The 20956-nt window shown below is 53.0% G+C and carries 19 protein-coding genes; 9 read left to right on the top strand and 10 right to left on the bottom strand.

Features of this window, described 5'->3' with window-relative positions; translation table 11 throughout:
- Positions 1–136 precede the first annotated feature (136 nt).
- Positions 137–2530 carry an ABC transporter permease gene (locus ACTJIK_RS19860; RefSeq protein WP_440649278.1) on the top strand — a complete coding sequence of 798 codons (2394 nt, stop codon included), beginning with the start codon at positions 137–139 and terminating at the stop codon, positions 2528–2530.
- Between the two features lie 26 nt (positions 2531–2556).
- Here ACTJIK_RS19860 and ACTJIK_RS19855 read toward each other — a convergent pair whose 3' ends face one another.
- Complete coding sequence (locus ACTJIK_RS19855) at positions 2557–2916, bottom strand: SnoaL-like domain-containing protein (protein ID WP_440649277.1); 360 nt, start codon at positions 2914–2916, stop codon at positions 2557–2559.
- A 163-nt stretch (positions 2917–3079) separates the two neighbouring features.
- Between ACTJIK_RS19855 and ACTJIK_RS19850 the strand changes: the two genes are divergently transcribed.
- The 3 genes from ACTJIK_RS19850 to ACTJIK_RS19840 all read left to right on the top strand — a co-directional run bounded on the left by ACTJIK_RS19850 (position 3080) and on the right by ACTJIK_RS19840 (position 5978).
- Entirely contained in the window at positions 3080–4036 is a 957-nt protein-coding gene (locus ACTJIK_RS19850) for a serine hydrolase domain-containing protein (protein ID WP_440649276.1), read from the top strand.
- A 135-nt stretch (positions 4037–4171) separates the two neighbouring features.
- Positions 4172–5287 (top strand): sensor histidine kinase, encoded by a 1116-nt coding sequence (locus tag ACTJIK_RS19845; RefSeq protein WP_440649275.1) that lies wholly within the window; start codon positions 4172–4174, stop codon positions 5285–5287.
- Positions 5253–5978, top strand: a complete 726-nt coding sequence (locus ACTJIK_RS19840; protein WP_440649274.1) for a LytR/AlgR family response regulator transcription factor — start codon at positions 5253–5255, stop codon at positions 5976–5978. The genes ACTJIK_RS19845 and ACTJIK_RS19840 overlap by 35 nt, the downstream gene beginning before the upstream one ends.
- Before the next feature lie 229 nt (positions 5979–6207).
- Here the strand turns inward: ACTJIK_RS19840 and ACTJIK_RS19835 are convergent, their stop codons facing one another.
- Positions 6208–7056 (bottom strand): ThuA domain-containing protein, encoded by an 849-nt coding sequence (locus ACTJIK_RS19835; protein WP_440649273.1) that lies wholly within the window; start codon positions 7054–7056, stop codon positions 6208–6210.
- 55 nt (positions 7057–7111) lie between these two features.
- A complete protein-coding gene (locus ACTJIK_RS19830; protein WP_440649272.1) occupies positions 7112–7954 on the bottom strand; it encodes a tetratricopeptide repeat protein in 843 nt (280 codons plus the stop codon).
- Between the two features lie 85 nt (positions 7955–8039).
- Between ACTJIK_RS19830 and ACTJIK_RS19825 the strand changes: the two genes are divergently transcribed.
- Positions 8040–9368 (top strand): sensor histidine kinase, encoded by a 1329-nt coding sequence (locus tag ACTJIK_RS19825; RefSeq protein ID WP_440649271.1) that lies wholly within the window; start codon positions 8040–8042, stop codon positions 9366–9368.
- 71 nt (positions 9369–9439) lie between these two features.
- Here ACTJIK_RS19825 and ACTJIK_RS19820 read toward each other — a convergent pair whose 3' ends face one another.
- Together ACTJIK_RS19820 and ACTJIK_RS19815 are read right to left on the bottom strand one after the other, a co-directional pair.
- On the bottom strand, positions 9440–11518 hold the full coding sequence (locus ACTJIK_RS19820; RefSeq protein ID WP_440649270.1) for a T9SS type A sorting domain-containing protein: 2079 nt from the start codon (positions 11516–11518) through the stop codon (positions 9440–9442).
- A gap of 32 nt (positions 11519–11550) precedes the next feature.
- On the bottom strand, positions 11551–13674 hold the full coding sequence (locus tag ACTJIK_RS19815; RefSeq protein WP_440649269.1) for a GH92 family glycosyl hydrolase: 2124 nt from the start codon (positions 13672–13674) through the stop codon (positions 11551–11553).
- 539 nt (positions 13675–14213) lie between these two features.
- On the opposite strand from ACTJIK_RS19815, the gene ACTJIK_RS19810 reads away from it, so the two are divergent.
- Together ACTJIK_RS19810 and ACTJIK_RS19805 are read left to right on the top strand one after the other, a co-directional pair.
- Positions 14214–14639, top strand: a complete 426-nt coding sequence (locus tag ACTJIK_RS19810) for a carbohydrate-binding protein (protein WP_440649268.1) — start codon at positions 14214–14216, stop codon at positions 14637–14639.
- Between the two features lie 44 nt (positions 14640–14683).
- The gene (locus ACTJIK_RS19805) at positions 14684–15655 is read left to right on the top strand and encodes a glycoside hydrolase family 43 protein (protein WP_440649267.1); all 972 of its coding nucleotides are present in this window, start codon (positions 14684–14686) and stop codon (positions 15653–15655) included.
- Between the two features lie 49 nt (positions 15656–15704).
- Here ACTJIK_RS19805 and ACTJIK_RS19800 read toward each other — a convergent pair whose 3' ends face one another.
- Together ACTJIK_RS19800 and ACTJIK_RS19795 are read right to left on the bottom strand one after the other, a co-directional pair.
- Entirely contained in the window at positions 15705–15941 is a 237-nt protein-coding gene (locus ACTJIK_RS19800; RefSeq protein ID WP_440649266.1) for a hypothetical protein, read from the bottom strand.
- On the bottom strand, positions 15913–16515 hold the full coding sequence (locus ACTJIK_RS19795; RefSeq protein WP_440649265.1) for a DUF6934 family protein: 603 nt from the start codon (positions 16513–16515) through the stop codon (positions 15913–15915). Before ACTJIK_RS19795 ends, ACTJIK_RS19800 begins: the two co-directional genes overlap by 29 nt.
- A 195-nt stretch (positions 16516–16710) precedes the next feature.
- On the opposite strand from ACTJIK_RS19795, the gene ACTJIK_RS19790 reads away from it, so the two are divergent.
- Together ACTJIK_RS19790 and ACTJIK_RS19785 are read left to right on the top strand one after the other, a co-directional pair.
- A complete protein-coding gene (locus tag ACTJIK_RS19790) occupies positions 16711–17526 on the top strand; it encodes a universal stress protein (RefSeq protein ID WP_440649264.1) in 816 nt (271 codons plus the stop codon).
- Between the two features lie 49 nt (positions 17527–17575).
- Positions 17576–18013: a GNAT family N-acetyltransferase gene (locus tag ACTJIK_RS19785; RefSeq protein ID WP_440649263.1), complete on the top strand. Its 438-nt coding sequence runs from the start codon at positions 17576–17578 to the stop codon at positions 18011–18013.
- 2 nt (positions 18014–18015) lie between these two features.
- Here the strand turns inward: ACTJIK_RS19785 and ACTJIK_RS19780 are convergent, their stop codons facing one another.
- The 3 genes from ACTJIK_RS19780 to ACTJIK_RS19770 are packed head-to-tail and all read right to left on the bottom strand — an operon-like array spanning position 18016 to position 20893.
- Positions 18016–19449: a glycosyltransferase family 2 protein gene (locus ACTJIK_RS19780; RefSeq protein WP_440649262.1), complete on the bottom strand. Its 1434-nt coding sequence runs from the start codon at positions 19447–19449 to the stop codon at positions 18016–18018.
- Positions 19446–20525 carry a HEAT repeat domain-containing protein gene (locus ACTJIK_RS19775; protein ID WP_440649261.1) on the bottom strand — a complete coding sequence of 360 codons (1080 nt, stop codon included), beginning with the start codon at positions 20523–20525 and terminating at the stop codon, positions 19446–19448. The genes ACTJIK_RS19780 and ACTJIK_RS19775 overlap by 4 nt, the downstream gene beginning before the upstream one ends.
- Before the next feature lie 5 nt (positions 20526–20530).
- Positions 20531–20893: a response regulator transcription factor gene (locus tag ACTJIK_RS19770; RefSeq protein ID WP_440649260.1), complete on the bottom strand. Its 363-nt coding sequence runs from the start codon at positions 20891–20893 to the stop codon at positions 20531–20533.
- Between the last annotated feature and the right edge of the window lie 63 nt (positions 20894–20956).

Genomic DNA, 20956 nt, shown 5'->3' with positions numbered 1-20956 from the left:
CGATTCATGGTGTTTTCTTGTTGGAGTTATGAACAAACATGCATAGAAACCCGCTACGGTAGCTTGTTTCAGCTATCAAAAATGGAACGGAAAATATCAATTTTTGTCATTATATTATGTGAAATTTTACCCGCCCATGCTTGCAAATTATCTCCGGATCGCCCTGCGCAATCTCTGGCAACATAAATTATATACGTTCATTAATGCCATAGGGCTGGCCGCCGGTCTTGCCTGTATGTTGCTCGCGGTATTATTTATGCTGGATGAGCAAAGGTTTGACAAATTCCACCTTCATCATTCCGACCTTTATCGCATCAATACCACGCTGGTGGCCGATGCGGGCGCTCCACTGCGCACCACGGGCGGCACTGGGCAGGTACAGGGACCGGCTTTCAAGGCGCAGATACCGGAAATAAAACAATTCACACGCGTCATGGGCGGTGATATTTATGGCGACATGCATACAGGCAGCAAGGCTTTGCGCCTGCAGCAGCTGTTCGTTGACCCGAACTTCCTGGAGACGTTTACATTCCCCCTCATCACCGGCGATGTAGCCACGGCCCTGCAGGAAACGGATGCGGCCGTTATCACGGAAAGCACTGCCATGAAGCTTTTCGGCAGAACGGACGTCACCGGCCAGCCTTTATACCTGGATGCGGACCCGTCGGCGCAAAAGCTGGGCAAACCGCTTACCATACGGGGCGTAGTGCAGGATCCGCCGCCGCATTCTTCCATCCGGTTCGACGTACTGATGAACTTCCGCTTCCTGCAGCTTTCCTTTACGGACGAAGCATGGCTGAACGCTTACCTCGGTACTTTCATTATACTGCAACCCGGCGCCAGCCTGAAGGCGGTGGAGGATAAAATGAACCGCATCTACCAGTCTGCCGCCACCGAGCAGCGCAGCAACCATCCTTTCGACCCGCAGATAAGCTACAGCCTGCAAAAACTTACAGACGTGCACCTGAACCCTTTGCAGGCGGAGAAAAGCAGTACGGAAAACGGCATCGTGAACGGCAGCGATCCTGTGTATTCCAGGCTGTTCCTGGGTATTGCGGCCTTTATCCTTTTAATGGCGGTGATCAATTTTGTGCATATCACGAATGCAGGCGCCCTCAAACGCTCGAAAGAAGTGGCTGTACGCAAGCTAAATGGCGGCAGCCGGGGCCAAATTATCCTTCAATTCCTCCTGGAATCAGCAATCGTTTGCATTATTTCGTTTATCCTTGCGGGTGTTTTTACCCTGATAGCCTTGCCAGTATTCAATGAGCTAAGCGGCAAACATTTGCAGGTTACTGATGCGCCGGGACTGGCAGGTTACGCGGTATTATTACAGCTGGGCATCATTTTCCTCGCGGGAATATACCCGGCTTACGTCTTGTCAGGATTCAAACCCGCTTTGGTACTGTACCGCAAACCTAAGCTCAGCGGTAAAGGCTGGTTCGGTAAAAGCCTTGTCGTGCTGCAATTCTCGCTGGCCGTATTCTTGCTCATCGCTTCGCTCAGCTATTACCGGCAGATGGAATTCATCCGCACCAAAAGCCTCGGTTATAATCCCCACCAGGTGATCCGCTCGCACATCGCGGGCAACCGTGATCCCAAACCGGCTCAGCAATTCCTGCGTTCGGAGCTGCTGCGTGAGCCCGGCATCCTGTCTGTCACCTTCGGCGGCGACGCCGGGGCCATGACTGCCAAAACCGGAGAACGCAACATCGAAGCAGTGCATATGGTGATCGACGAAGCGTATCTCTCCACGATGGAGATCCCGCTGAAAGCAGGGCGCAACGTATCCGCCGCGGAACCTTACGGCATCCTCGTCAATGAAGCTTTCGTGAAGGCCGCGGGCTGGGCGCAGCCTATCGGCCAGACCATCGCTGCCAATGAATACTTCGACAAGATCCCGCGTACCGTTACGGGCGTGGTGAAAGACTTCCACAATGGTTCGCTGCATCACCGCCTGCAACCGATGATCATGTTCCGGCATGAGTGGCACAATGGCGGCTTCTGGGTGAGGTACGACAAAAACCGCCAGCAGCAGGCTCTTGCGGCATTAGAAAAAACCTATAAAACGATCATGCCCACAGCCGTGTTCGGCTACCAGTTCATGGATGAGCTGAATGCAAAAGCTTACCAGCAGGAGCTTCGCTGGAAAAAGATCATCACCGCCGCTACCGTATTGTCTGTGCTTATCTGCTGCCTGGGCCTCTTCGGCATCGCGCACCTCTCCACGCACCAGCGGATCAAAGAAATTGGGATACGGAAAGTATTGGGTGCCGGCGTTCCGGGGCTGGCGGTATTAATGGGCAGACAATTCCTGCAACCTGTGGCGATTGCGCTGCTGGTGGCTTCGCCGCCCGCGGCATGGGTGATGCAGCGCTGGCTGCAGCAGTTTGCCTACAGCATCCAGGTAAATGGCTGGACCTTTGCGCTCACGGCCGCGATCATTCTTTGCCTGGCATTGGCGACGGTGGCCTGGCATACCATGGCGGCCGCGTTAACGAATCCCGCCAAAAGCATAAAAGCGGAATAAGACGGATCAGTCTACGTTCAGGATAGTTACATGAAGAAATGCTCGGAAATGATCTTCCCGTCCTTCACCGTATACACGCACAATTCCTCCCATTTCGCGCGGCCTCTGCCCTTCATGGTCAAGTCCATACCCGATACAAAAGCAATGATGTTGCCGGTAATAACAGGTTCATTTACATAGATCTCATGTACTTCCTCGATCATGGAATTGAACTTTTCACCTTTTTTGATGATGTTGTCCAACCCCTTTTCTTCTTTTGGAAAATCAGGCGTTTCGTAGGGTTCAACGCTCACCACATCATCAGCGAAAAGTTCTTTCTGCGCCGCTTCGAAATCGCCTTTGCGGCAATATTCCACCAGACGTTGTGCAATTTGTTCAGTAGTCATAACCGTAGTTTTTTGGTAGGTTAAATATCCGTTTTTTATCCTTGCCGGCAGCCGGCTTCACGCAAATAATCATGCATGAAAAATAGTTTTCACGCCCTGACAATTGCAGTTTTTTTGCTGTAGTTTTGATAGCCCGCATTAAAAACCTGCGCATCTGTTAATCATGAACCGTTTACCCGTCCTGGTGATCTGCTGCCTCATCAGCCTTTCCTCTTTTGCCCAGTCAGCTTTGGATTCCGTACTTCAGCTCAAATCTTTCAGCGGCGTAGTGGCCGTGTCACAAAAAGGGAAGATGCAGTACCTGAAAAGCCATGGATCCGCCAATCTTGAAACCAATACGTCTTTACAGACGGGCGACCAGTTCATCATCGGTTCCGTCAGCAAACAGATCACCGCCGTACTGGTGCTGCTGGCCGCGGAAAAAGGGCTTGTACAGCTACAGACCCCCATCCGCCGGTACCTGCCGGATTACCCGGATACATGGGCGGACAGCGTTACATTGCATCAAATATTGAACCATACCTCCGGCATCGTGATGTGGGGAAAGCCGCTGGCTTTCAAACCGGGCAGCAAATTCCAGTATGCGACCATTTCCTTCAGCGTAGCGGCCGATGTGCTGGAAAAAACAAGCGGCAAAACCTACGGCGAACTTGCGGCCGAATTGTTCGAACGCTGCGGCATGCGCCACAGCACGGCTACTACAACAGGTATAAAGCGCCTGGTTACGCCTTATGAAAAAGGCAAGCCCGTCACATTCGACTATACACGTTTACCCATACCGGGCGGCGGCATTGTTTCCACCGCGGAGGACCTTACCCGCTGGAATCAGCAGCTGCATACCGGAAGGATATTGAAGGACAGCAGCTACCGCCTCATGATCACCCCGTCCTCTACCCGGCCCCCGCACCGCTGGGGAACTGCGGGTTACGGTTACGGCATTCAGATCATGGACGGCGAGCTGAGCCATAACGGTTATATGGGCGGCTTTCATTCCACCTGCATCTGGTACCCGCAGCAGCAGCTGAGCCTGGTGATATTAGAGAACATCACCCCCAACCCGGACGATATGGACGATGCCTACCGGCTCCAGGATAAGATCCGCGAAATAATCCACCCTTAATACAAAACGCCCTCCAGTAGGGCGTTTTTCCATTCCGGCCACCGCTGCCCCGCGTCTTTTGCCACTGGTATAATATTCCCCGCTCCCAATAAATTTTATTCCATTTTTGCGTTTTTAATCCCCGTATCGTTCACCATGGCTCGAACCACCCCTGATAACAGGCCGTCTTTCTTTCACCGTAAAGTTTTTATGGGTGTTACCTGGCTGGAGATGATCCTCTATTTTCTGGTATTCGCATGCCAGGGACTGATTCTGGCGGTGCCGACGGCGCTCTCCAGGAAAGTGGCTCCGACGTGGCTGATATCCGTGGCGGTGGACTCGGCGTCTATGGGCCTGGCCTGCCTGCCAGGGTGGTGGCTGATCTTCCGCCGGTACAGGGACCGCCCGCTGAAGAAACGCTTCCTGCTTCACCTGTATGCAGCCCCGGTATACATCATCGCATGGCTCGTGATGATGGACGTATACCACCTGATCATCGGCCACCCGGTGATCTCGCTGAAAGATTTTGCGCTGACCTTTTTCCCGACCCTCGTTTTTTATGTCCAGGTGTTTGCCATGCTGCATGTCTATCATTTTTACCGTGAGCGGGAATCGCAGCTGCAAAAGGAAAAGGAACTCTCAGCCCTGGCTTTCAACAGCGAGATCAACGCGCTGAAAGCACAGATACAACCGCATTTCCTTTTCAACACCCTCAACTCCATCAGCGCCAGCGTGCCGGCGGAACAGGAATCCACGCGGGAACTGATCGCCCGGCTGGCGGATACTTTCCGTTATTCGCTGTATTGTACCGAGCACGAGTGGGTGCCGTTGCAGGAAGAGATCCGCTTCATCCGCACCATGCTGGAAGTGGAGCACTCGCGTTTTAAAGACCGGCTGCAGTTCGACATTTCGCCCCTGAACGGGGCCGCCAATATCCTGGTACCGTCCATGCTGCTGCAGCCTGTGGTGGAAAACGCCGTCAGGCACGGGATTGCACCAAGCATAGACGGCGGGCGCATCAGCATTGCGGTGGAACAGCTCCCCGGGAAACTGAAGATCATCATCAGCGATACCGGCGTGGGTTATGCCGGCAATCCGCAGGACCTGCTGGCTTCGCCCGGCGTAGGCTTGAAGAATACCCGCCAGCGGCTTGAACTGTTATTTTCGGAAACCATACATATCACCCGCAACCAGCCTTCGGGCCTGGTATTTACGTTCTACATTCATACCAATGCCCATGCAACGGAAAACAGCATTGATCATAGACGATGAGGAAGCATCCCGTTTCCTGATCAGGGAATACCTGGCGGACTTCCCCGAGATCGCCGTCTCAGGCGAATGCCGCAACGGTGCCGAGGCCATCCGGGATATTAACGCCATCCAACCGGACCTCGTATTCCTGGATATCCAGATGCCCGCCATCAACGGCTTCCAGGTGTTGCAGGAGATCACGCACATACCGCTCATCGTGTTCACCACGGCTTACGACCAGTTTGCCATCCGCGCGTTTGAGCTGAATGCGCTGGATTACCTGCTGAAACCCTATACCAGGGAGCGCTTCAGCCTGGCTATGGAAAGAGTGCGCAGGAACACGCAGGGCCAGAACCTTCACTTCCTCGCGGAAACCAATACCATCAACTATCCCAGCCGCATACTCGTTGAAAAAGGCAACCGCCTGAAGAATATCGCGGTGGACGATATCCTGTACCTGAAAGCGGAAAAGGATTACACCCAGATACATACGGAAGGGCAGTCGTACCTCAGCTCACAAGGCATCGGTACGCTGGAAAAGCGGCTGGACCCGGAAAAGTTCATCCGCATCCACCGCTCGCATATCGTGAATATCCTCCACGTTAAAGAAGCATACCGGGACATCAGCAAAATGTTCGTCGTGATGCAAAACGATACGGAGCTGAGCATCGGGCGCAATTACACGGAGAATCTCAGGAAACTTATCTACTGAATTCCGTCGCCCGGCGCCGCAGTTGGTCCGGCTTACCGGCAGTTGGTCGATACGGACGCGGGGACATTTATATCGTCTGTATTTTCCTGTTATAAATAAACAGCATGGCAAGGTTGATCATTTTCATACGCAGGTATTTGCTGCTGCTGCCCGGCAGAGGCCGCCCGCGCGTGCGGATACAGGCAGGCAGGAACCGTTTGCGGGTGTAGGGGGATGCGCGTTCTGCCCATTACGGCTGCGCGGCCCAGCTAATAGCGTTCCTGAACAGGGCCGTGTAGTCTGCATTGCGGAAAAGGTCCGGTGAATGGCCCATGAAAATGTAGACGTTCTTTCCCGGCATACGCGGGTTGCTCCAGATCACGGGATGGTCGCCCATCTTTTTAGCGGTACCGGGGGAATAAGTATTTTCATCCACGCTGGCGATCACATGCACGTTGAAGCGCGGGCTCCTGTCGTAGGTATACCATTCTTCCTTTTCTATCCAGAAAGCATTTTTAATTCCTTTCATGACAGGATGCGCCGCGTCTTCCACCACCACTTTCCCTTTCGCAAAATCCGCGATATAATCTTTGAAACGGATGCCGCCCATGAAGTCCGAAAACCACTGCCACATAGGAAAACCGTCGAACTCGCCGAGCAGCGTGGCGTGATGGAAACCGATCCAGCCGCCTTTCCCTGAGCGGATATAGTCCTCGAAAGCCTTTTCGGCTGCAGGCTTCCAGGCATAAGGCGGGTAGTCCAGCTGGATGAACAGCTGGAAATCCTCCAGGAAATCTTCATTGATCAGGTCTGTGTTCTGTATGTATTGAATGCTGAAGTTGCTGTCTGCCGCCAGCTGGTCCAGCCAGGGCTTTGCCGCTCGTGTGTAAGCGATATGATGGCCGCCGGGCTCCGCCAGCGCCAGTACTTTGAAGCGCGGCGTTTTTGCCGGTTGCACAATTTCGCCGGAAAGAAGGCAGGTAACAGGGCCGGAACTTTTAGCGGAGGGAACGATCACCGAAGTATCGGGCCGGAGCATGGACAGGCTGAAACCGGCCAGCAACACCAGGACTATTACCGTTTTCGAAAATTTGCGCATGAAAGCAGGGCGTTTACGTGGAAGTTCAATACACGCAATCTACAGATAGTCCCTGTTATTTACAATACTCCTCCAGCTTTGCCCCGGCGTACTCCGCGCCCAGGTCTTTCGCTTTTTTCCAGTCGCTGCAGGCGCCGGCCTGGTCGCCGAGGTGCTGCCGGGTGTTGCCCCGGTTGAAATACACGATGGGGTTGAGCGCATCCAGCTCGATGGCTTTGTTGTAGTCCTGCAGGGCGGCTTCATATTCGCCGGCGTCGTCCTTGTTCACCGCGCGGTTGATGTATGCTTCTTTGAATTCGGGGGAAAGCGAGATGGCCTTATCGTAATCTTCGCGGGCTTTGGCGCCCAGCAGTATTTCCTCTTTGGCGATGGCCCTGGAATACCAGGAATTCGCATTCTCCGGGAAAATGCGGATGGCCGTTGTAAAGTTGATCACGGCCGCGCCAAAGTTCCGCTGCCGGTACGATTCCATGGCCAGCTCGAAATAATGGGCCAGCCGGCCGGTGGATTCATCCTGGAATTCCTTGCTGTCCGCCCCGGCAAAGGTGCCGTAGCCATCCAGCCTGCAGTCGTGCTCATACCCTTTGATTGCCAGGTCTATGGCCCAGCACAGCAGGTTATCCGCGTCCACCGGGAACTTCGGGGAAAGCGTTTCCAGCTCCCATTGGCCGTTCTGCTGGCTGATGGATTTCGTTTTCATCCCGTAAACTGCCGTAAGGAAGGCGGCCAGCTTTTCCAGCTTCTCCTGCGCGTCCGATATAAAATACACGTCAAATTCCGCCAGCGCGTATTCAGGAAAGCCGCTGCCGGTCATCCTGTTATATACGTCCGCCGCAAGGATCACTTCTTCGGGGAATTTGGCGATAAACTGCTGCCGGGTGAAATACCTGTCTGCCATCCTGGTCAATTTTTCAAGAGGCAAATGTACAGGTTTATGCGGAAACGTTACCTGCTGTAGGCGCGGGATGTTTATCTTTGCGCCTATGCCGGCTTTATCCCAGCTACCGTTCAGCAGTTTACTCAGGCGCATTGCCAATATTGGCGTGCGGCAGGGAATGCCTTTTATTGAAGCCAGGCGTACGCGGCTGCTGAACCTGCTGGCCCTTCCCTGGGTGCCGCTGATGTCCCTTTTCTGTATTCTTAACGCAATTCAGGGCAGGTATCTGTTAAGCTGCCTCAACGGGCTGAACGTGGCGGGCAGCCTTGCCGTGCTCTGGCTTCACCAGCGGCAGCGTTACCTCAGCGCGCGGATGCTGCTGATCGTTTACAGCATTGTGCTGTACAGCATTACCGCCCTCGTTTACCGCAACGGCGCGGAATATTTCCTGCTGAACATCCTCATTGTCACCATCCTGGTGTACGATAACATCTGGTTGATCGGCTGCCTTTCATTGATCACCATTTCGTCCTTCCTCGCCATTCACTTCACCGGCGGGGACCTGCCCGGCCTGGTACCTGTTCCCCGCATCGTGTTCAACGTGGTCTGCGCCCTCATGTTCCCCATCCTTGCGCTAAGCTATTTCAAGCAGGTGCATGCCGATTACCAGCAGGAACTGGAGACCAGGCGCCAGGCCCTCGCCGCGCTGAACCGCGACAAGGAAAAACTGTTCTCCGTGATCGCGCACGACATCCGGGGGCCGCTTGCCACGCTGGAACTGCTGCTGGACATGTTCCGCAAAGGCGAATACAACGAAAGCAATATGCTTGAAGCTTCCGAAGAGCTGTACAAAAAAGTGCACCATCTCGGCGGGTCGATCGACAATATGCTGCGCTGGAGCATGGGGCAGATGCGCGGCATCAGAACGGCGCCCGAACACTTCCCTCCCGCCCCGCTGACCGATGAGATAATACAGATGTTCCAGCCGGGCATCGAAGGAAAGTCTTTGCAGGTAACGCAGGAAATTCAGGGAGATATTTTTGTGTATGCAGACCGGGAGCAGGTAGCCGTTATTCTCCGCAATCTCGTCAGCAATGCCATCAAATTCAGCCACCCCGGCGGCCATATTCACGTTGCGGCCGGTCAGGAGAATGGAACCGTCACCTTTACCGTGCACGACGAAGGCATCGGCATTCCACCGGAGAAGATGGGCGAGCTGTTCTCCTTAAAAACCATTCCTTCCTACGGCACCGGCGGCGAAAGGGGCAGCGGCCTGGGGCTCTTGCTCTGCCAGGAATTCACCCATCTCAACAACGGGCAATTGCTCGTAAAAAGCAAGCCCGGCGCGGGCACCCTCTTCACCGTGATGCTCCCTGCCGGCTCCGCGGATGCACGTTCAAAGGAGGAAGAGGAGGACGAGAACGATTTTACCTGAAATATTAAAAATGCCCGCCTGTGAGATCACGGGCGGGCTTTCATTTGATATCACGTTACTACTTAAAAAATTTAGCGGGCGATGATGAGCTTTTTCACGATAAACTTCCCGTTCTTCTCCACGCGCAGGTAATAGATACCGGCGGGATATTGCTGCACCGGCAGTTCCGTTCTGCTGGAAGTGGCCTGTTGCCGTAAAAGGCTCTTCCCTTCTGCATTCAGCAGCTCCATCCTTTCGCTGCCGTTCCAGTTTTGAATGCTCACGGTGGCGTTTTTCGCCGCGGGCTGCGGGAAGATCTTCACCAGGCTTTCTTCTTCGCTCATCATCTTGAAAGCGGCGGGCGCAAAAGCCTGCGCGGTATCTTTTATCACGATGTCGTCTATATAGGTTTTGAACGCACCCACATCCGCCCCGCGGTCGTATGCGATCATGATCCTGTCGATCGTTTTGCCGTTGAGCCAGTTGCCGATGTAACAGGTCTGCTTCTGCCATGCGTTCACCGTTCCGCGCCCTGCGCCGGGATGCATAGACACGCCGTTGATATCCGTTGCGCCCGCATCGCGCAGGTTGCTGCCGTCCGTCATCACCAGGTCCACGCTCACGTAGCGCGACAGGTTGTTGGTGGGATACGCAAGCCAGGTAAGCCGCGTGCCGGCATTTACCGGGATGTTCACATCAAAAACGCGGAAGTAATGATAAGATCCGCCGCTGGACGCATTGTCTGTTCCCCCTATCCTCAGCGATGCATTCCCGGTGAAGCTCGTTTCTCCCGTAACAACGCCGCAGAGCGGGCTCAGCACGCTTTTCGGAACGGAACTGGGATCGGGGCTGTCCGTCCAGGAAGGCATGGCGTCGTAGCCGGGTTGTACGCTGGTGCGGAACCAGAGCGGCGCCACGGAAAACGGGATGTTCACATTCGTGCTGAGCAGCGTATTGCCTTTCAATACGTTCGTGGCCTGGCCGGCGAGGCGTAGGTAGAAGTCGGAGCTAAGGTACGAGCCGTCTGCACTGGAGGTGAGGAAATATTGGTTATGCGGCACATCAAAATAACTGTCCGCCATTTTCATGATATTGGTAGCCTCGTCGTATTCGTCGAACATGGCGATGTAAGCGGTGTTGAAGCCCATGTTCTTCAGGTTGTACACCTGCCGCCAGAAGAACTCGCCTTTTGCACGCGATATTTCGTTCACCGGGCCGCCGTTCCAGTTGCTCCATGCAAAACCGGGAAAGATCACCGGCTGGTAATCGATGCCGTTGGTATTGCAATAAGCCAGGTCCGGCACCAGGTGATTGTTCTTAAAATTGTCCGCGCCCGCGATGCTGTTAAAGCGGCCGACGGACCAGGGAGACAGCATGTCGAAACTATCGTACACCGCGCTGTATCCGGGATGACTATCGCCGCTGCTGGTACGCCAGTGGGTAGGCACTCCTCCGATCACGTAATACCCTTTTGCTTTCAGCCAGTTGATGATCGCGATGCTGTGCGCGGGCACATTGGGGCGGCCGGTGAAACCGAAACCCCAGAGGCAGATCACGGGTTTACCGTCCTGGTGCGCATAGTAAGGTGAATTCACCACACCGAGGTTATTCTCGATGTGCAGCCAGTCGTTCTTGAAATAAGTGGTATCGTCCGCGCTCATGTCGTACATGATGTAAAAGCTGCGCTGGTATTGCTCTGCGGCGCGGCGCAGGCGTACGGTGACGCTGTCGCGGTTGCTTTTGAACACGCCGTCGCGGGTTTCGCCGAGAAAGCGCTGTAGGGCAGCGCCGTCTATGCCATGCTGCTGCATCCATGAGAAGTGCAGGTTGATCGTTTGCTGCTGCCAGGAAGTGAACAGTTTGGCGGGGTTGCCGATGTGGGTGTTGCCCAGGTTGGTCTGGAACATGACTGCCGCGGGATACTCTTTCACATCTGGGTAAGCTTCAAAAGAGATAGCGCCCGGCGCGGGACTACCATTGTTGGAATTGTACTGGCCTGCGCTCCAGTGGCGCCACCTGGCTACGGGGGAACCGTCTCCGTAGGCGTTAAACCATGCCTGGTAACCGCAGATCACTCTTCCTTTGACAGACTGCGCCACAGGCGCTACCTGGGCTAACGCGGGTAAGCAACACACTAACAGCAAATTGAGTACGTGGAATTTTTTCAGCATTGGATGAAATTTTTAGGGTGAAGGAATGATGTTTACATAGTCCCCCAGCTTTTGTTTGGCTTGGGGCCCATTTCCAGTTCAAGGGTGCCGCCGCTTACCAGTTGCTCATGTGTAAATACCGGCTTCAGCAAAGGCTGGCCGTTGAACTTCGCGCTTTGAATGTATTTGTTGACCACAGACGCATTGTGCGCCAGTATGGTGAATTGTTTGTTACCTGCCAGCCGGATGCTTACTTTTTCGAACAGCGGACTGCCGATGCTGTATTCAGGAATGCCGGGCGTTACGGGATAAAAACCCATGGAAGAAAAGACTACGAAGGCGCTCATCCCGCCGCCGTCTTCGTCGCCGGGGATGCCGAAAATGTTGTCTTTGAACCATACATCCAGCAAAAAGCGGATGCGCTTCTGCGTCTTCCATGGGCTGCCCGTGAAGTTGTAGAGATACGGAATATGAAAACTGGGCTCGTTGCCCATTGAATATTGCCCGGTGAGGCCGGTAGCATCCGGGAAAATGCTCCAGAACTCGTACTTGCTGCGCCCAAGCCCTTCACGGTACAGCTGGTCCAGCGCGGCTTCCATTTCTTTGGCGCCGCCGAAAAGATCGCGGAGACCGCTGATATCGTGCTGTACCTGCCATTGATAGGTGTAGCCGTTATTTTCGTCGTAGAACTCGCGGCCGCCCATGCCGCCGTCTATCTTCGGATCTATTTTGATCCAGTTGCCCCGGCCGTCTTTTGGCATGAACATTTTTGCCTGCGGCTGCCAGAGGTTCTTGTAATTCAGCGCGCGTTTTGCAAAAGCGGCCCCGTCGTTTTTCTTCTTCAGCTCGCCGGCCAGCTGGCCCAGCGCCCAGTCGTCGTACGCGCCGCCCAGCGTTACCGCTACCGCCTGCCGCTTTTCGAAGCCGTGCACCATGGGGTCTGTTTCCTTTTCCCCTTTGGGTAAGGCAGGAAAAAAGCCTTTGGTGAGATAAACATCGTCCAGCGCACCTTTCGGGCCATTGCGCCAGGGCAGCATGGTAGCCTGGTTCGCATTTTTCTTCATGCCTTCGTAAGCCTTTTCCACATCAAAATTGCGGAGGCCCTTGCGGTATGCATCCAGGAAGGTAACGGAGGAATGGAAGCCGTTCATGCAGGCATGATCGCCGAAGAGCACCGGGAAGGTGGGCATCCAGCCGCTTTGTTCGTACATGTTCACATACGACTGCAGCATATCTTCTTCCTGCTGCGGGTTGAGGATGGTGCGGAGCGGGTGATGGGCGAGATAGGTATCCCAGCTCCAGTCGTCCACGTAGAACGGGCGGGTGGCGCCGGTGTGCACTTTTTTATCGTAGCCGGAGTAATAAGACCCGTCTTCCGTGATATCCACCATGCGTTCGTAGCAGCGGTACAGGGCCGTGTAAAAAGACCTGCGCTGCGCGTCCGTGCCGCCGGTTACCTGCACCTGGTTGATCACCCCGGCCCAGGCTGCTTCGCCTTTCTTTTCCAGCGCATCGAAGGTGACGCCGTTGCCGACTTCTTTCCCGAAATTCTTCCGCGCCTGCTCCGCGCTCACGAAAGACACGGCGTACCGCAATTCTATGGCTTCCGGAGAGCCGGCACCGAAGCTGATCTGCTGCCTGCCGGTAGTACCGGGTGAGCTGAATTCGCCGTAGAGGAATACTTTCACATCGTCGTGCCAGGTTTCCACCGCGGCCACCCGCTGGTTGTCCAGCCATTTCCATTCAAAGAAACCCTGGTTACAGGGATTGAACTGAAGGTGCTTCGGTTTGCCCGCGGGGAAAGTGAAACGGAAAATACCCGCTTTTTCGCCGGGCGTGTAGCGTACCGTGATATCATCGTCTACCAGGTAGGTTTCGTACACCCAGGGGCGGGTCACTTCCAGGTCGTGATCGTAAGCCATGGCCTGGGGCGCAGTGGCGCCGGTATAGGGTTTTACGGCAAACACTTCGCCAAGGCGGTGGGAAACCACCAGCAGCGGGAAGCTTTTGATCTGGTCGTCGATATAATCCGCCCTTACCGGGTGCATGCGCATCATTTGGTTAGGCAGCTGCACCGTGGGGCGGGTAGGCTGCAGCAGGTGGCCGACGTTCCCGATCTTCGGGTCCACATAAGGCAGGAAATCCTGCGCGAAACCCTGGTGCATGAATAATAACAAAACACCTGTCCATTTTAAACATTGTTTGAGCATAAAGTATATCCGTTAATTACTTTGGAAATTGTTGACAATCGATATGCAGTCCCGGGCGGTATCCCCCTTCATCGTCGCCCGGAGGGCCGACGCGGGAACAGGCAAACAGGGCAGCCGGGAAATGTGAACAGGGAGGAATGGCCATAAACCGTGATCTGTTTTCATCGTGGAAACGTTGGGTGGAAAATATCAGATCACAAAGTAAATTCCGGGGGCTTAACAGGAAGTATAATAAACGATTAACAGACCCATTAATTTCCGCGCATTACCGGAATTAATCCGTTAATGGGGATGTTGCTGCTGGAAAACGCCCTTAAGCGGGAACAAAACGATGGGCATTCGTTCCATTGGCTGCGTTGGGAAGATAATTGTTTTTTAATAGCCCCGTAGAGACCGGAAAGTAAATATTATTATTTATCTTTATGTAAATATTTATTGATAACCTGGATAAGGACGATAAAACCCGGTCTTTATCCACTTAAACGATATTGAAGGAACCCTTACCTATGAGGCCTCTTGCTTTAGCTGTAACGGCGGCTATCTTATTCACTCTTTCGCTGCCCGCAAGAGGTCAGTTGCTTTCGCGCACCCCACCGCCAGATACGGTAAAATACCAGATGAAGGACGGGGCGTTCCTGGCTTTCAGGCAGGTGAACCTGAGCATGGGGGAGATCGGGTTCGAGATCGTGGTGAGCAGTAATATCAAAAGCAAGAACGGGCCGAAACTGGAATTCAGGATAGACCGGCCGAAGGGTAAAAAGATCGGTTCGCTGAAGATCCCTGATACGGCGGACACGACTTTCACGATCAAACTGACCGGCCAGCTGCGGAATGCATTCGGCATTCATGATCTTTTCCTGGTGGCCAAGGGGGAAGGCGAGTTCGAGATCTCCGGCTTCGGGTTCATTCACAATTATTTCGCGGAACGGTAGCAGGCTTTCGGTACAGGGGGTTTATTTTTTTGTATTTTTCAGGGATGAAGCGACTTATTTGTATGGCTGCCGCGGCCATTTTAACCATTCACGTCTCAGCACAGGAAAAAAAAGCGGGCAACCCGGTGTTCCCGGGTTGGTATGCGGACCCTGAAGGGATCATCTTCGGGAAAAAGTACTGGATCTATCCCACCTTTTCAGCTCCTTACGGCAAACAGGTGTTCCTGGATGCGTTTTCGAGCCCGGACCTCGTTAACTGGACCAAACATCCGCACATACTGGACACGAATGCCGTCCGCTGGGCTAAGCGGGCCGTGTGGGCGCCGTCTGTTATAGAAAAGAAAGGAAAATATTACCTGTTCTTCGGGGCCAACGATATCCAGAACGACCAGCAATTAGGCGGCATCGGCGTTGCGGTGGCGGACCGTCCGCAGGGGCCGTTCAAAGATCACCTGGGTAAGCCCTTGGTCGATAAATTCCATAACGGCGCCCAGCCTATCGACCAGTTTGTGTTCCATGACAGCAGCGGACAGTACTACCTGATCTATGGCGGATGGCGGCATTGCAATATTGCGCGGCTGAAGGAAGATTTCACAGGCTTTGAGCCTTTCCCTGACGGTACGGTCTTCAAGGAGATCACGCCGGATAAGTATGTAGAGGGGCCGTTCATGTTCCAGCGCAAGGGTAAATATTATTTTATGTGGTCCGAAGGCGGCTGGACGGGGCCTGATTACAGTGTGGCGTATGCCATTGCGGATTCTCCGCTGGGGCCCTTCAGGCGTATCGGGAAAATATTGCAGCAGAACCCTGCCATTGCAAAAGGCGCGGGCCATCACTCGGTGATAAAGGTTCCGGGCGAGGAGAGCTGGTATATCGTTTATCACCGCCGCCCGCTGACGGAAACGGATGCGAACAGCCGCGAGGTGTGTATAGACAAGATGGAATTTGATGAAGAGGGAATGATAAAACCAGTAGAGATCACGGTGGAAGGAGTGAAAGCGAAGAAGTTGAAATAAGAATAATAAAAGAGGTTGTTTCAATATGAGGCAACCTCTTTCATTTATCTTAAGAATTTTCTTCCCCCTCTTCTATCTCTCTTTTCTCCTGTCGCTTCATTGCATTATAAGCAGATAAAGCATCTAATTCCATCATAAACCTGTCGGCTTCCTCCTGGCTGCGAATAACTCTTGACAGGTTGTTGTCGATGACGCGAACGTTCGACGGCCTTGCTGGCCTTTTGGGCGCCGGCGCTGTGGCCATCCTGGCCATCTCTTCAAGTTTTTTTTCTACGATTGGATTCATACAATAAATTTATAGTTCTTTTCTCTGTCTTATCTCGGGATAACCTAAATACATAGTATCTATACAGATCTTTGAGCGACCTCCGATAGTTGAAATTTTCGGATTTAGGCTTAAGGAAGATTTGCCCATTTTCGTCAGTTTCAAAATCACCGTTCCTCAGTTGCCTTAAATACCAATCCACGCCAAATGTCTCAAAATATTCATCCAGATAATCCTTATTGGTGATAAACATACGATGGTACAAATAAGCTCTCGGATCATCCGAGCCATCCAACCCAATCTGAAAATCAGCATTATTCCGAAGAAATAAAAGGCAAAACAACAAAATAGTAGAGAATACCTTGTCAGGATTGTCGTGAAAGACTCTCGCAGTATCATCAATATTTCCTGCGTCGTCCATGGGACCGAACGCGAGATTGTACGTGTTCGGCAACATCGGATCGTTTAATGCTTCAATACTCACTTTCAACAGCACTTCCCCGCCCTCCTTTAACGGTGCATAAAAAGTCATAAACGAAAAATCTTTCGATAACTCCTCCTGTTCAAATGTATCCTCAAGGTTAACTCTAATCATCCCAAAACTCATTTCAAAGATCAGACTTGTAATTTAAAAATTTGTTGCACACAGCAACGAAAAAAACGAAAATGAACAGGGAATGAACAGAAATATGGTCCTGGCTGTTTCATTATGAGAGAAGGCTGATCAAGGTCATCATTCCCGGTGATCCTTCTCATTCCCTCATTTCTCCAAACCACCGAAATTTACAGCATGAAAAAGATCATCGTAGCCCTGGATGGCCTCAAACTCTCGCTCTCAAGTATCAAAACCGCCATACATCTCACTAAACAGGAAAATGCACATCTCGTCGGCGTTTTCCTGGACGACTTTACGCGCAACAGCTTCAGCATGGAAGAAGCCATTCATCATAACAACCTGAAAGAACTTTCCGAAAAAGACCAGCACCAGCGGAATATCGCGGTCAAGGAATTTGAATCCCACTGCCGCGAAGCAGGCATCAACCATGCAGTGCACCGCGACAAATCATTCGCCCTGCCCGACCTGATGCGTGAAAGCATTTATGCGGACCTGCTGGTGATATCCGCCGACGAAACTTTCACCCGTTTCACCGAAGCGCCCCCCACCCGCTTCATCCGCGACCTGCTGAGCGGCGTGCAATGCCCCATGCTGATCGTGCCGGTGGAATACAAAACGCTGGAAAAAGTGGTGATGCTGTACGACGGCGCGCCTTCTTCCGTATTCGCCATTAAAATGTTCACCGGCACACTCCCGGAGATCAATAAACTGCCCACGGAAGTGATCACAGTAAAAGAGGAAGACCTTCACCTCCCCGAAAATAAACTGATGAAGGAATTCATGAAACGTCATAATCCCCGCGCGCAATACACGGTGCTGAACGGGGAGCCGGAAGCCGCCATCCTGGACCGTTTGCGGCAGGAAGGAGAGTCCACCCTCGTGGTGCTGGGAGCTTACCAGCGAAGCACGGTAAGCCGCTGGTTCCGCAGCAGCATGGCGGACACGATACAAAAACACCTCAAATGCCCACTGTTTATCTCACACAATTAATATTGCCCGGCTGACATGAATCACTAATTTTGTTTAAAATTCCCGAGTAATGCCCCTGCGTGAAGCCACTACAGAAGATATCCCGGCCCTGCATACCATCCGCATGGCGGTGCGCGAAAACGTGCTCCGAAATCCCGGGCTGGTGACCACCGCCGATTATATACGCTACCTTACTACCGACGGTAAAGGCTGGCTGTTTGAAGAAAACGGTGAAATAAAAGGATTTGCCATCGTGAACACACGCGCCCATGAAGTCTGGGCGCTGTTCGTGCACCCCGATGCGGAAGGCCGCGGCATCGGCCGCCGCCTGCACGACGCTATGCTGGAATGGTATTTTGAATACTTCGAAGAAACGCTGCGCCTGGGTACAGCGCCCAACACCAGGGCGGAAAAATTCTACATCGGGAAAGGCTGGAAGAACCAGGGCATCAGGCTGAACGGCGAAATAAAATTCACCATGTCTGTTACGGACTACGAAAAAATGTAAGCCTATGCCTGCGCTTTGGGTTTGGAAAAGCCCCGGCGCGTCATTTCGCCCCAGGCTTTCCGTTTCCTGAAAAAGTCGAAATACCCCCTGATGCCCGCCCATACTACAAAGGGATGGAAAAAGAACGGTTCCGACAAGGCGGCCAATATCAGCTTGAATATCTCTTTCCGGCGCCGGTACTGGTTGTAGGTGAACACCTCCATGTAAATGGCGAATATGGAATTGAGATACCCGAAAAAGATGATGAACAGCAGGAAAGCAAAGAACATATGCCAGTTGATCAATCCCCAGAAGGCCATCAGCAGGAACACGATGAAACCGATGAATTCTATCAGCGGCGCCAGCATTTCAAAGAAAAGCCAGTAAGGATAGCTGATCACGCCCAGCAGGTCGTAGCGGGGATTGAGGAATATCTTCCTGTGAAAACGCAGGGTCTCTATCGTACCTCTCGTCCAGCGGTTGCGCTGGCGGTTTAGAATGGTACCGGTTTCCGGCGCCTCCGTCCAGCAAAGCGGGTCGGGGATGTAGGTTACTTTATAGGGAATATCCTGCTCGTGCATATAACGGCGCATGCGCACCACGAGTTCCATATCTTCCCCTACGGTATCTATATTATAACCGCCGCAGCGGATGGCTATTTCTTTATCGAATGCGCCGAATGCGCCGGAAATGAGCAGCAGCCCGTCCAGCCGCGCCCAGGCCATGCGCCCGAGCAGGAAAGCGCGGATATACTCCAGCGCCTGCATCCGCGCGAGATAATTCTCCGGAAGATATACCCTCGTCAGCCGCCCGTTCGTGATCTCGCAGGAATTGGCGATCCTTATCACGCCGCCGGATGCGATCACTTTGGCTTCGCCTTCCTCCAGGAACGGCTTTACCATTTTAAGGATAGCGTCATGCTCCAGGATGCAATCCGCATCTATACAAATAATGTAATCGTTGCTGGCGATATTAATGCCCACATTCAGCGCATCGGCCTTGCCGCCGTTCACTTTATCCACCACCACCAGCTTGTTGTAAGCCGGGTGCTTCGTTTTATACACCGCCTTCACTTCCTGCGTGGGAATGCGGTAGTTCACGTAAAACTCCACTTTCTCCAGCTGGTAAGCGTCTATCAGCTTCTGCAGGCTGTCGTCCTTACTGCCGTCGTTGATCACGACCAGCTCCAGCTTGTTATAGTACAACGACAACAATGACCTTACGTTCTCCACGATGGTAGCCCCTTCATTATAAGCCGGGGCCAGGATGCTCACTGTAGGCGCATGCGGCGATGCGGCCAGCAGCCTGTAATCCGTGATCTCGTTCTTATTGAGGTACTCCCTTGTTTCATTGATGGAATTGATGCCGATGAAAACGTAAAAACAGATCAGCGTAACGGAATACACGAAAATGCCTGTTACAACGATATACACTAATATTTCCGCAAGATCTTTCATCGCGTCATTTCGCTTTTGATGTGGAGATATATTTTTTCATACGGATCGCGGAGGGCGGCGGCCTTGTGCTGCAGGATGCCCATTCCCCCGCTCACATTGCGGGCAATCGCCCTGGCTGCGCGCAATTTCACGGCGGGGTCGTCGTTTTCCAGCTCCCGTTCCAGGAAAGGCAGCACCTCGTCATTCGCGATATGCTCCAGCGCTTCGAGGATCAGCGTACGGTTATGTTCGGTTTCCCAGAGATACCGGTCTTGCAGCACCGCTGGCGTTGCATCGTCGCCGATGCGCACCAGCGCTTGTATGGCCTGCCCCCGCACTTTCGGGTTATCGTGTTTCAGGCAGGCAATGGCTTCTTCTTTCACCTGCATCTGCTGGTAGATCTCCGCCAGCTTCAGCGCAAAGATCACCACGCTGTCGTTTGCCGAAACAAGCCAGGACGGCAATGCTTCGAAATGCCCCGGATCCAGCGGCTGCAGCTGTTCCAGCAGCTTTACCTGCTGCCATGCGTTCATCGGGTATTTCAGCGTACTGAGGAAACTCAGCCCTTTAAAGCCGGAGAAGGCAAGCAAGGCGGTTTGCGCTTCGGTGCGCACGTATTCGTTGCTGCTGTTGGTAAATGGATGGATGAGCGGCTGCATGTCCTGCTGCTCCATCATGTACAGCTCGTAGATCCCTTTCGCCTTTTTATACCAGAGCCGGCTGTGAAATTTTTTCAGCGAACTTTTCTTCAGCCCCAGTTTTTCATATAAATAGATCACATTGCGTGACGCAAGGCCAATAAGGTTCTTCTTGGTATTGATCAGCTGGTTGATGGCGTATTGTCGGCCCACGCGGTATTTCCGGCGGTCCTGCAATTCTTCCGGTATCTCTATCTCGTCGTCTTCCGAAAATTCGCCCAGCAGCATCTGCCCCAGCCACTGGTCAAAGAATGCCTGCACGTTCTTTTCTATCAGGAAACGGCGTTTACGCGTGCCCAGGTAGATACGCGTGAAAATGAGGATCAGCAGGATGATGGCTGCAAAGAACGCCGTATAGGCATACAGCGTGTGCTCAGGTATGGTAGTAGGTTTGATCAAAATTGTTATTTGGAATTCAGGAGCTTTTTTACGCGGATAGAAAGTTCGGTCAGGCTGAAAGGTTTGGTCATATAATCATCCGCGCCGAGTTTGAAGGCCTCTTCCACAATATTCTCCTGGCCCATGGTAGATAATACGATCACCTTCATCTGCTTGCCCCCGGATTGTTTTACGGCGCTCACGATCTCCAGCCCGGACACTGCCGGCAGCATAATGTCCGTCAGCACCACATCAGGCTGCTCCGTTCTGATGGAATCCAGCGCGGACGCGCCTTCGGAACAGGATATGACTTCGTAGCCTTCTTTCGCGAGTTTGATCTCAATGGTTTTCCGGATCAGGTTATCATCCTCAGCAATTAGTACTTTCATAACAGTAGGTTGTCTCAGTTACATAAATATATAATATTCCGCTGAATTGTAAGAAGTCCTATC

It is taken from the genome of Chitinophaga sp. 22620 (assembly GCF_052044405.1).
GTDB lineage: Bacteria > Bacteroidota > Bacteroidia > Chitinophagales > Chitinophagaceae > Chitinophaga.
The sequence above is the reverse complement of the archived record's forward strand: the minus strand, read 5'-3'. Positions and strand labels throughout refer to the sequence as shown.

Excerpts from the sequence above, each read along its gene's own strand:
- ACTJIK_RS19860 (WP_440649278.1), top strand. The coding sequence starts at position 137 with ATGCTTGCAAATTATCTCCGGATCGCCCTGCGCAATCTCTGGCAACAT.
- ACTJIK_RS19855 (WP_440649277.1), bottom strand. The coding sequence starts at position 2,916 with ATGACTACTGAACAAATTGCACAACGTCTGGTGGAATATTGCCGCAAA.
- ACTJIK_RS19850 (WP_440649276.1), top strand. The coding sequence starts at position 3,080 with ATGAACCGTTTACCCGTCCTGGTGATCTGCTGCCTCATCAGCCTTTCC.
- ACTJIK_RS19845 (WP_440649275.1), top strand. The coding sequence starts at position 4,172 with ATGGCTCGAACCACCCCTGATAACAGGCCGTCTTTCTTTCACCGTAAA.
- ACTJIK_RS19840 (WP_440649274.1), top strand. The coding sequence starts at position 5,253 with ATGCAACGGAAAACAGCATTGATCATAGACGATGAGGAAGCATCCCGT.
- ACTJIK_RS19835 (WP_440649273.1), bottom strand. The coding sequence starts at position 7,056 with ATGCGCAAATTTTCGAAAACGGTAATAGTCCTGGTGTTGCTGGCCGGT.
- ACTJIK_RS19830 (WP_440649272.1), bottom strand. The coding sequence starts at position 7,954 with ATGGCAGACAGGTATTTCACCCGGCAGCAGTTTATCGCCAAATTCCCC.
- ACTJIK_RS19825 (WP_440649271.1), top strand. The coding sequence starts at position 8,040 with ATGCCGGCTTTATCCCAGCTACCGTTCAGCAGTTTACTCAGGCGCATT.
- ACTJIK_RS19820 (WP_440649270.1), bottom strand. The coding sequence starts at position 11,518 with ATGCTGAAAAAATTCCACGTACTCAATTTGCTGTTAGTGTGTTGCTTA.
- ACTJIK_RS19810 (WP_440649268.1), top strand. The coding sequence starts at position 14,214 with ATGAGGCCTCTTGCTTTAGCTGTAACGGCGGCTATCTTATTCACTCTT.
- ACTJIK_RS19805 (WP_440649267.1), top strand. The coding sequence starts at position 14,684 with ATGAAGCGACTTATTTGTATGGCTGCCGCGGCCATTTTAACCATTCAC.
- ACTJIK_RS19800 (WP_440649266.1), bottom strand. The coding sequence starts at position 15,941 with ATGAATCCAATCGTAGAAAAAAAACTTGAAGAGATGGCCAGGATGGCC.
- ACTJIK_RS19795 (WP_440649265.1), bottom strand. The coding sequence starts at position 16,515 with ATGATTAGAGTTAACCTTGAGGATACATTTGAACAGGAGGAGTTATCG.
- ACTJIK_RS19790 (WP_440649264.1), top strand. The coding sequence starts at position 16,711 with ATGAAAAAGATCATCGTAGCCCTGGATGGCCTCAAACTCTCGCTCTCA.
- ACTJIK_RS19785 (WP_440649263.1), top strand. The coding sequence starts at position 17,576 with ATGCCCCTGCGTGAAGCCACTACAGAAGATATCCCGGCCCTGCATACC.
- ACTJIK_RS19780 (WP_440649262.1), bottom strand. The coding sequence starts at position 19,449 with ATGAAAGATCTTGCGGAAATATTAGTGTATATCGTTGTAACAGGCATT.
- ACTJIK_RS19770 (WP_440649260.1), bottom strand. The coding sequence starts at position 20,893 with ATGAAAGTACTAATTGCTGAGGATGATAACCTGATCCGGAAAACCATT.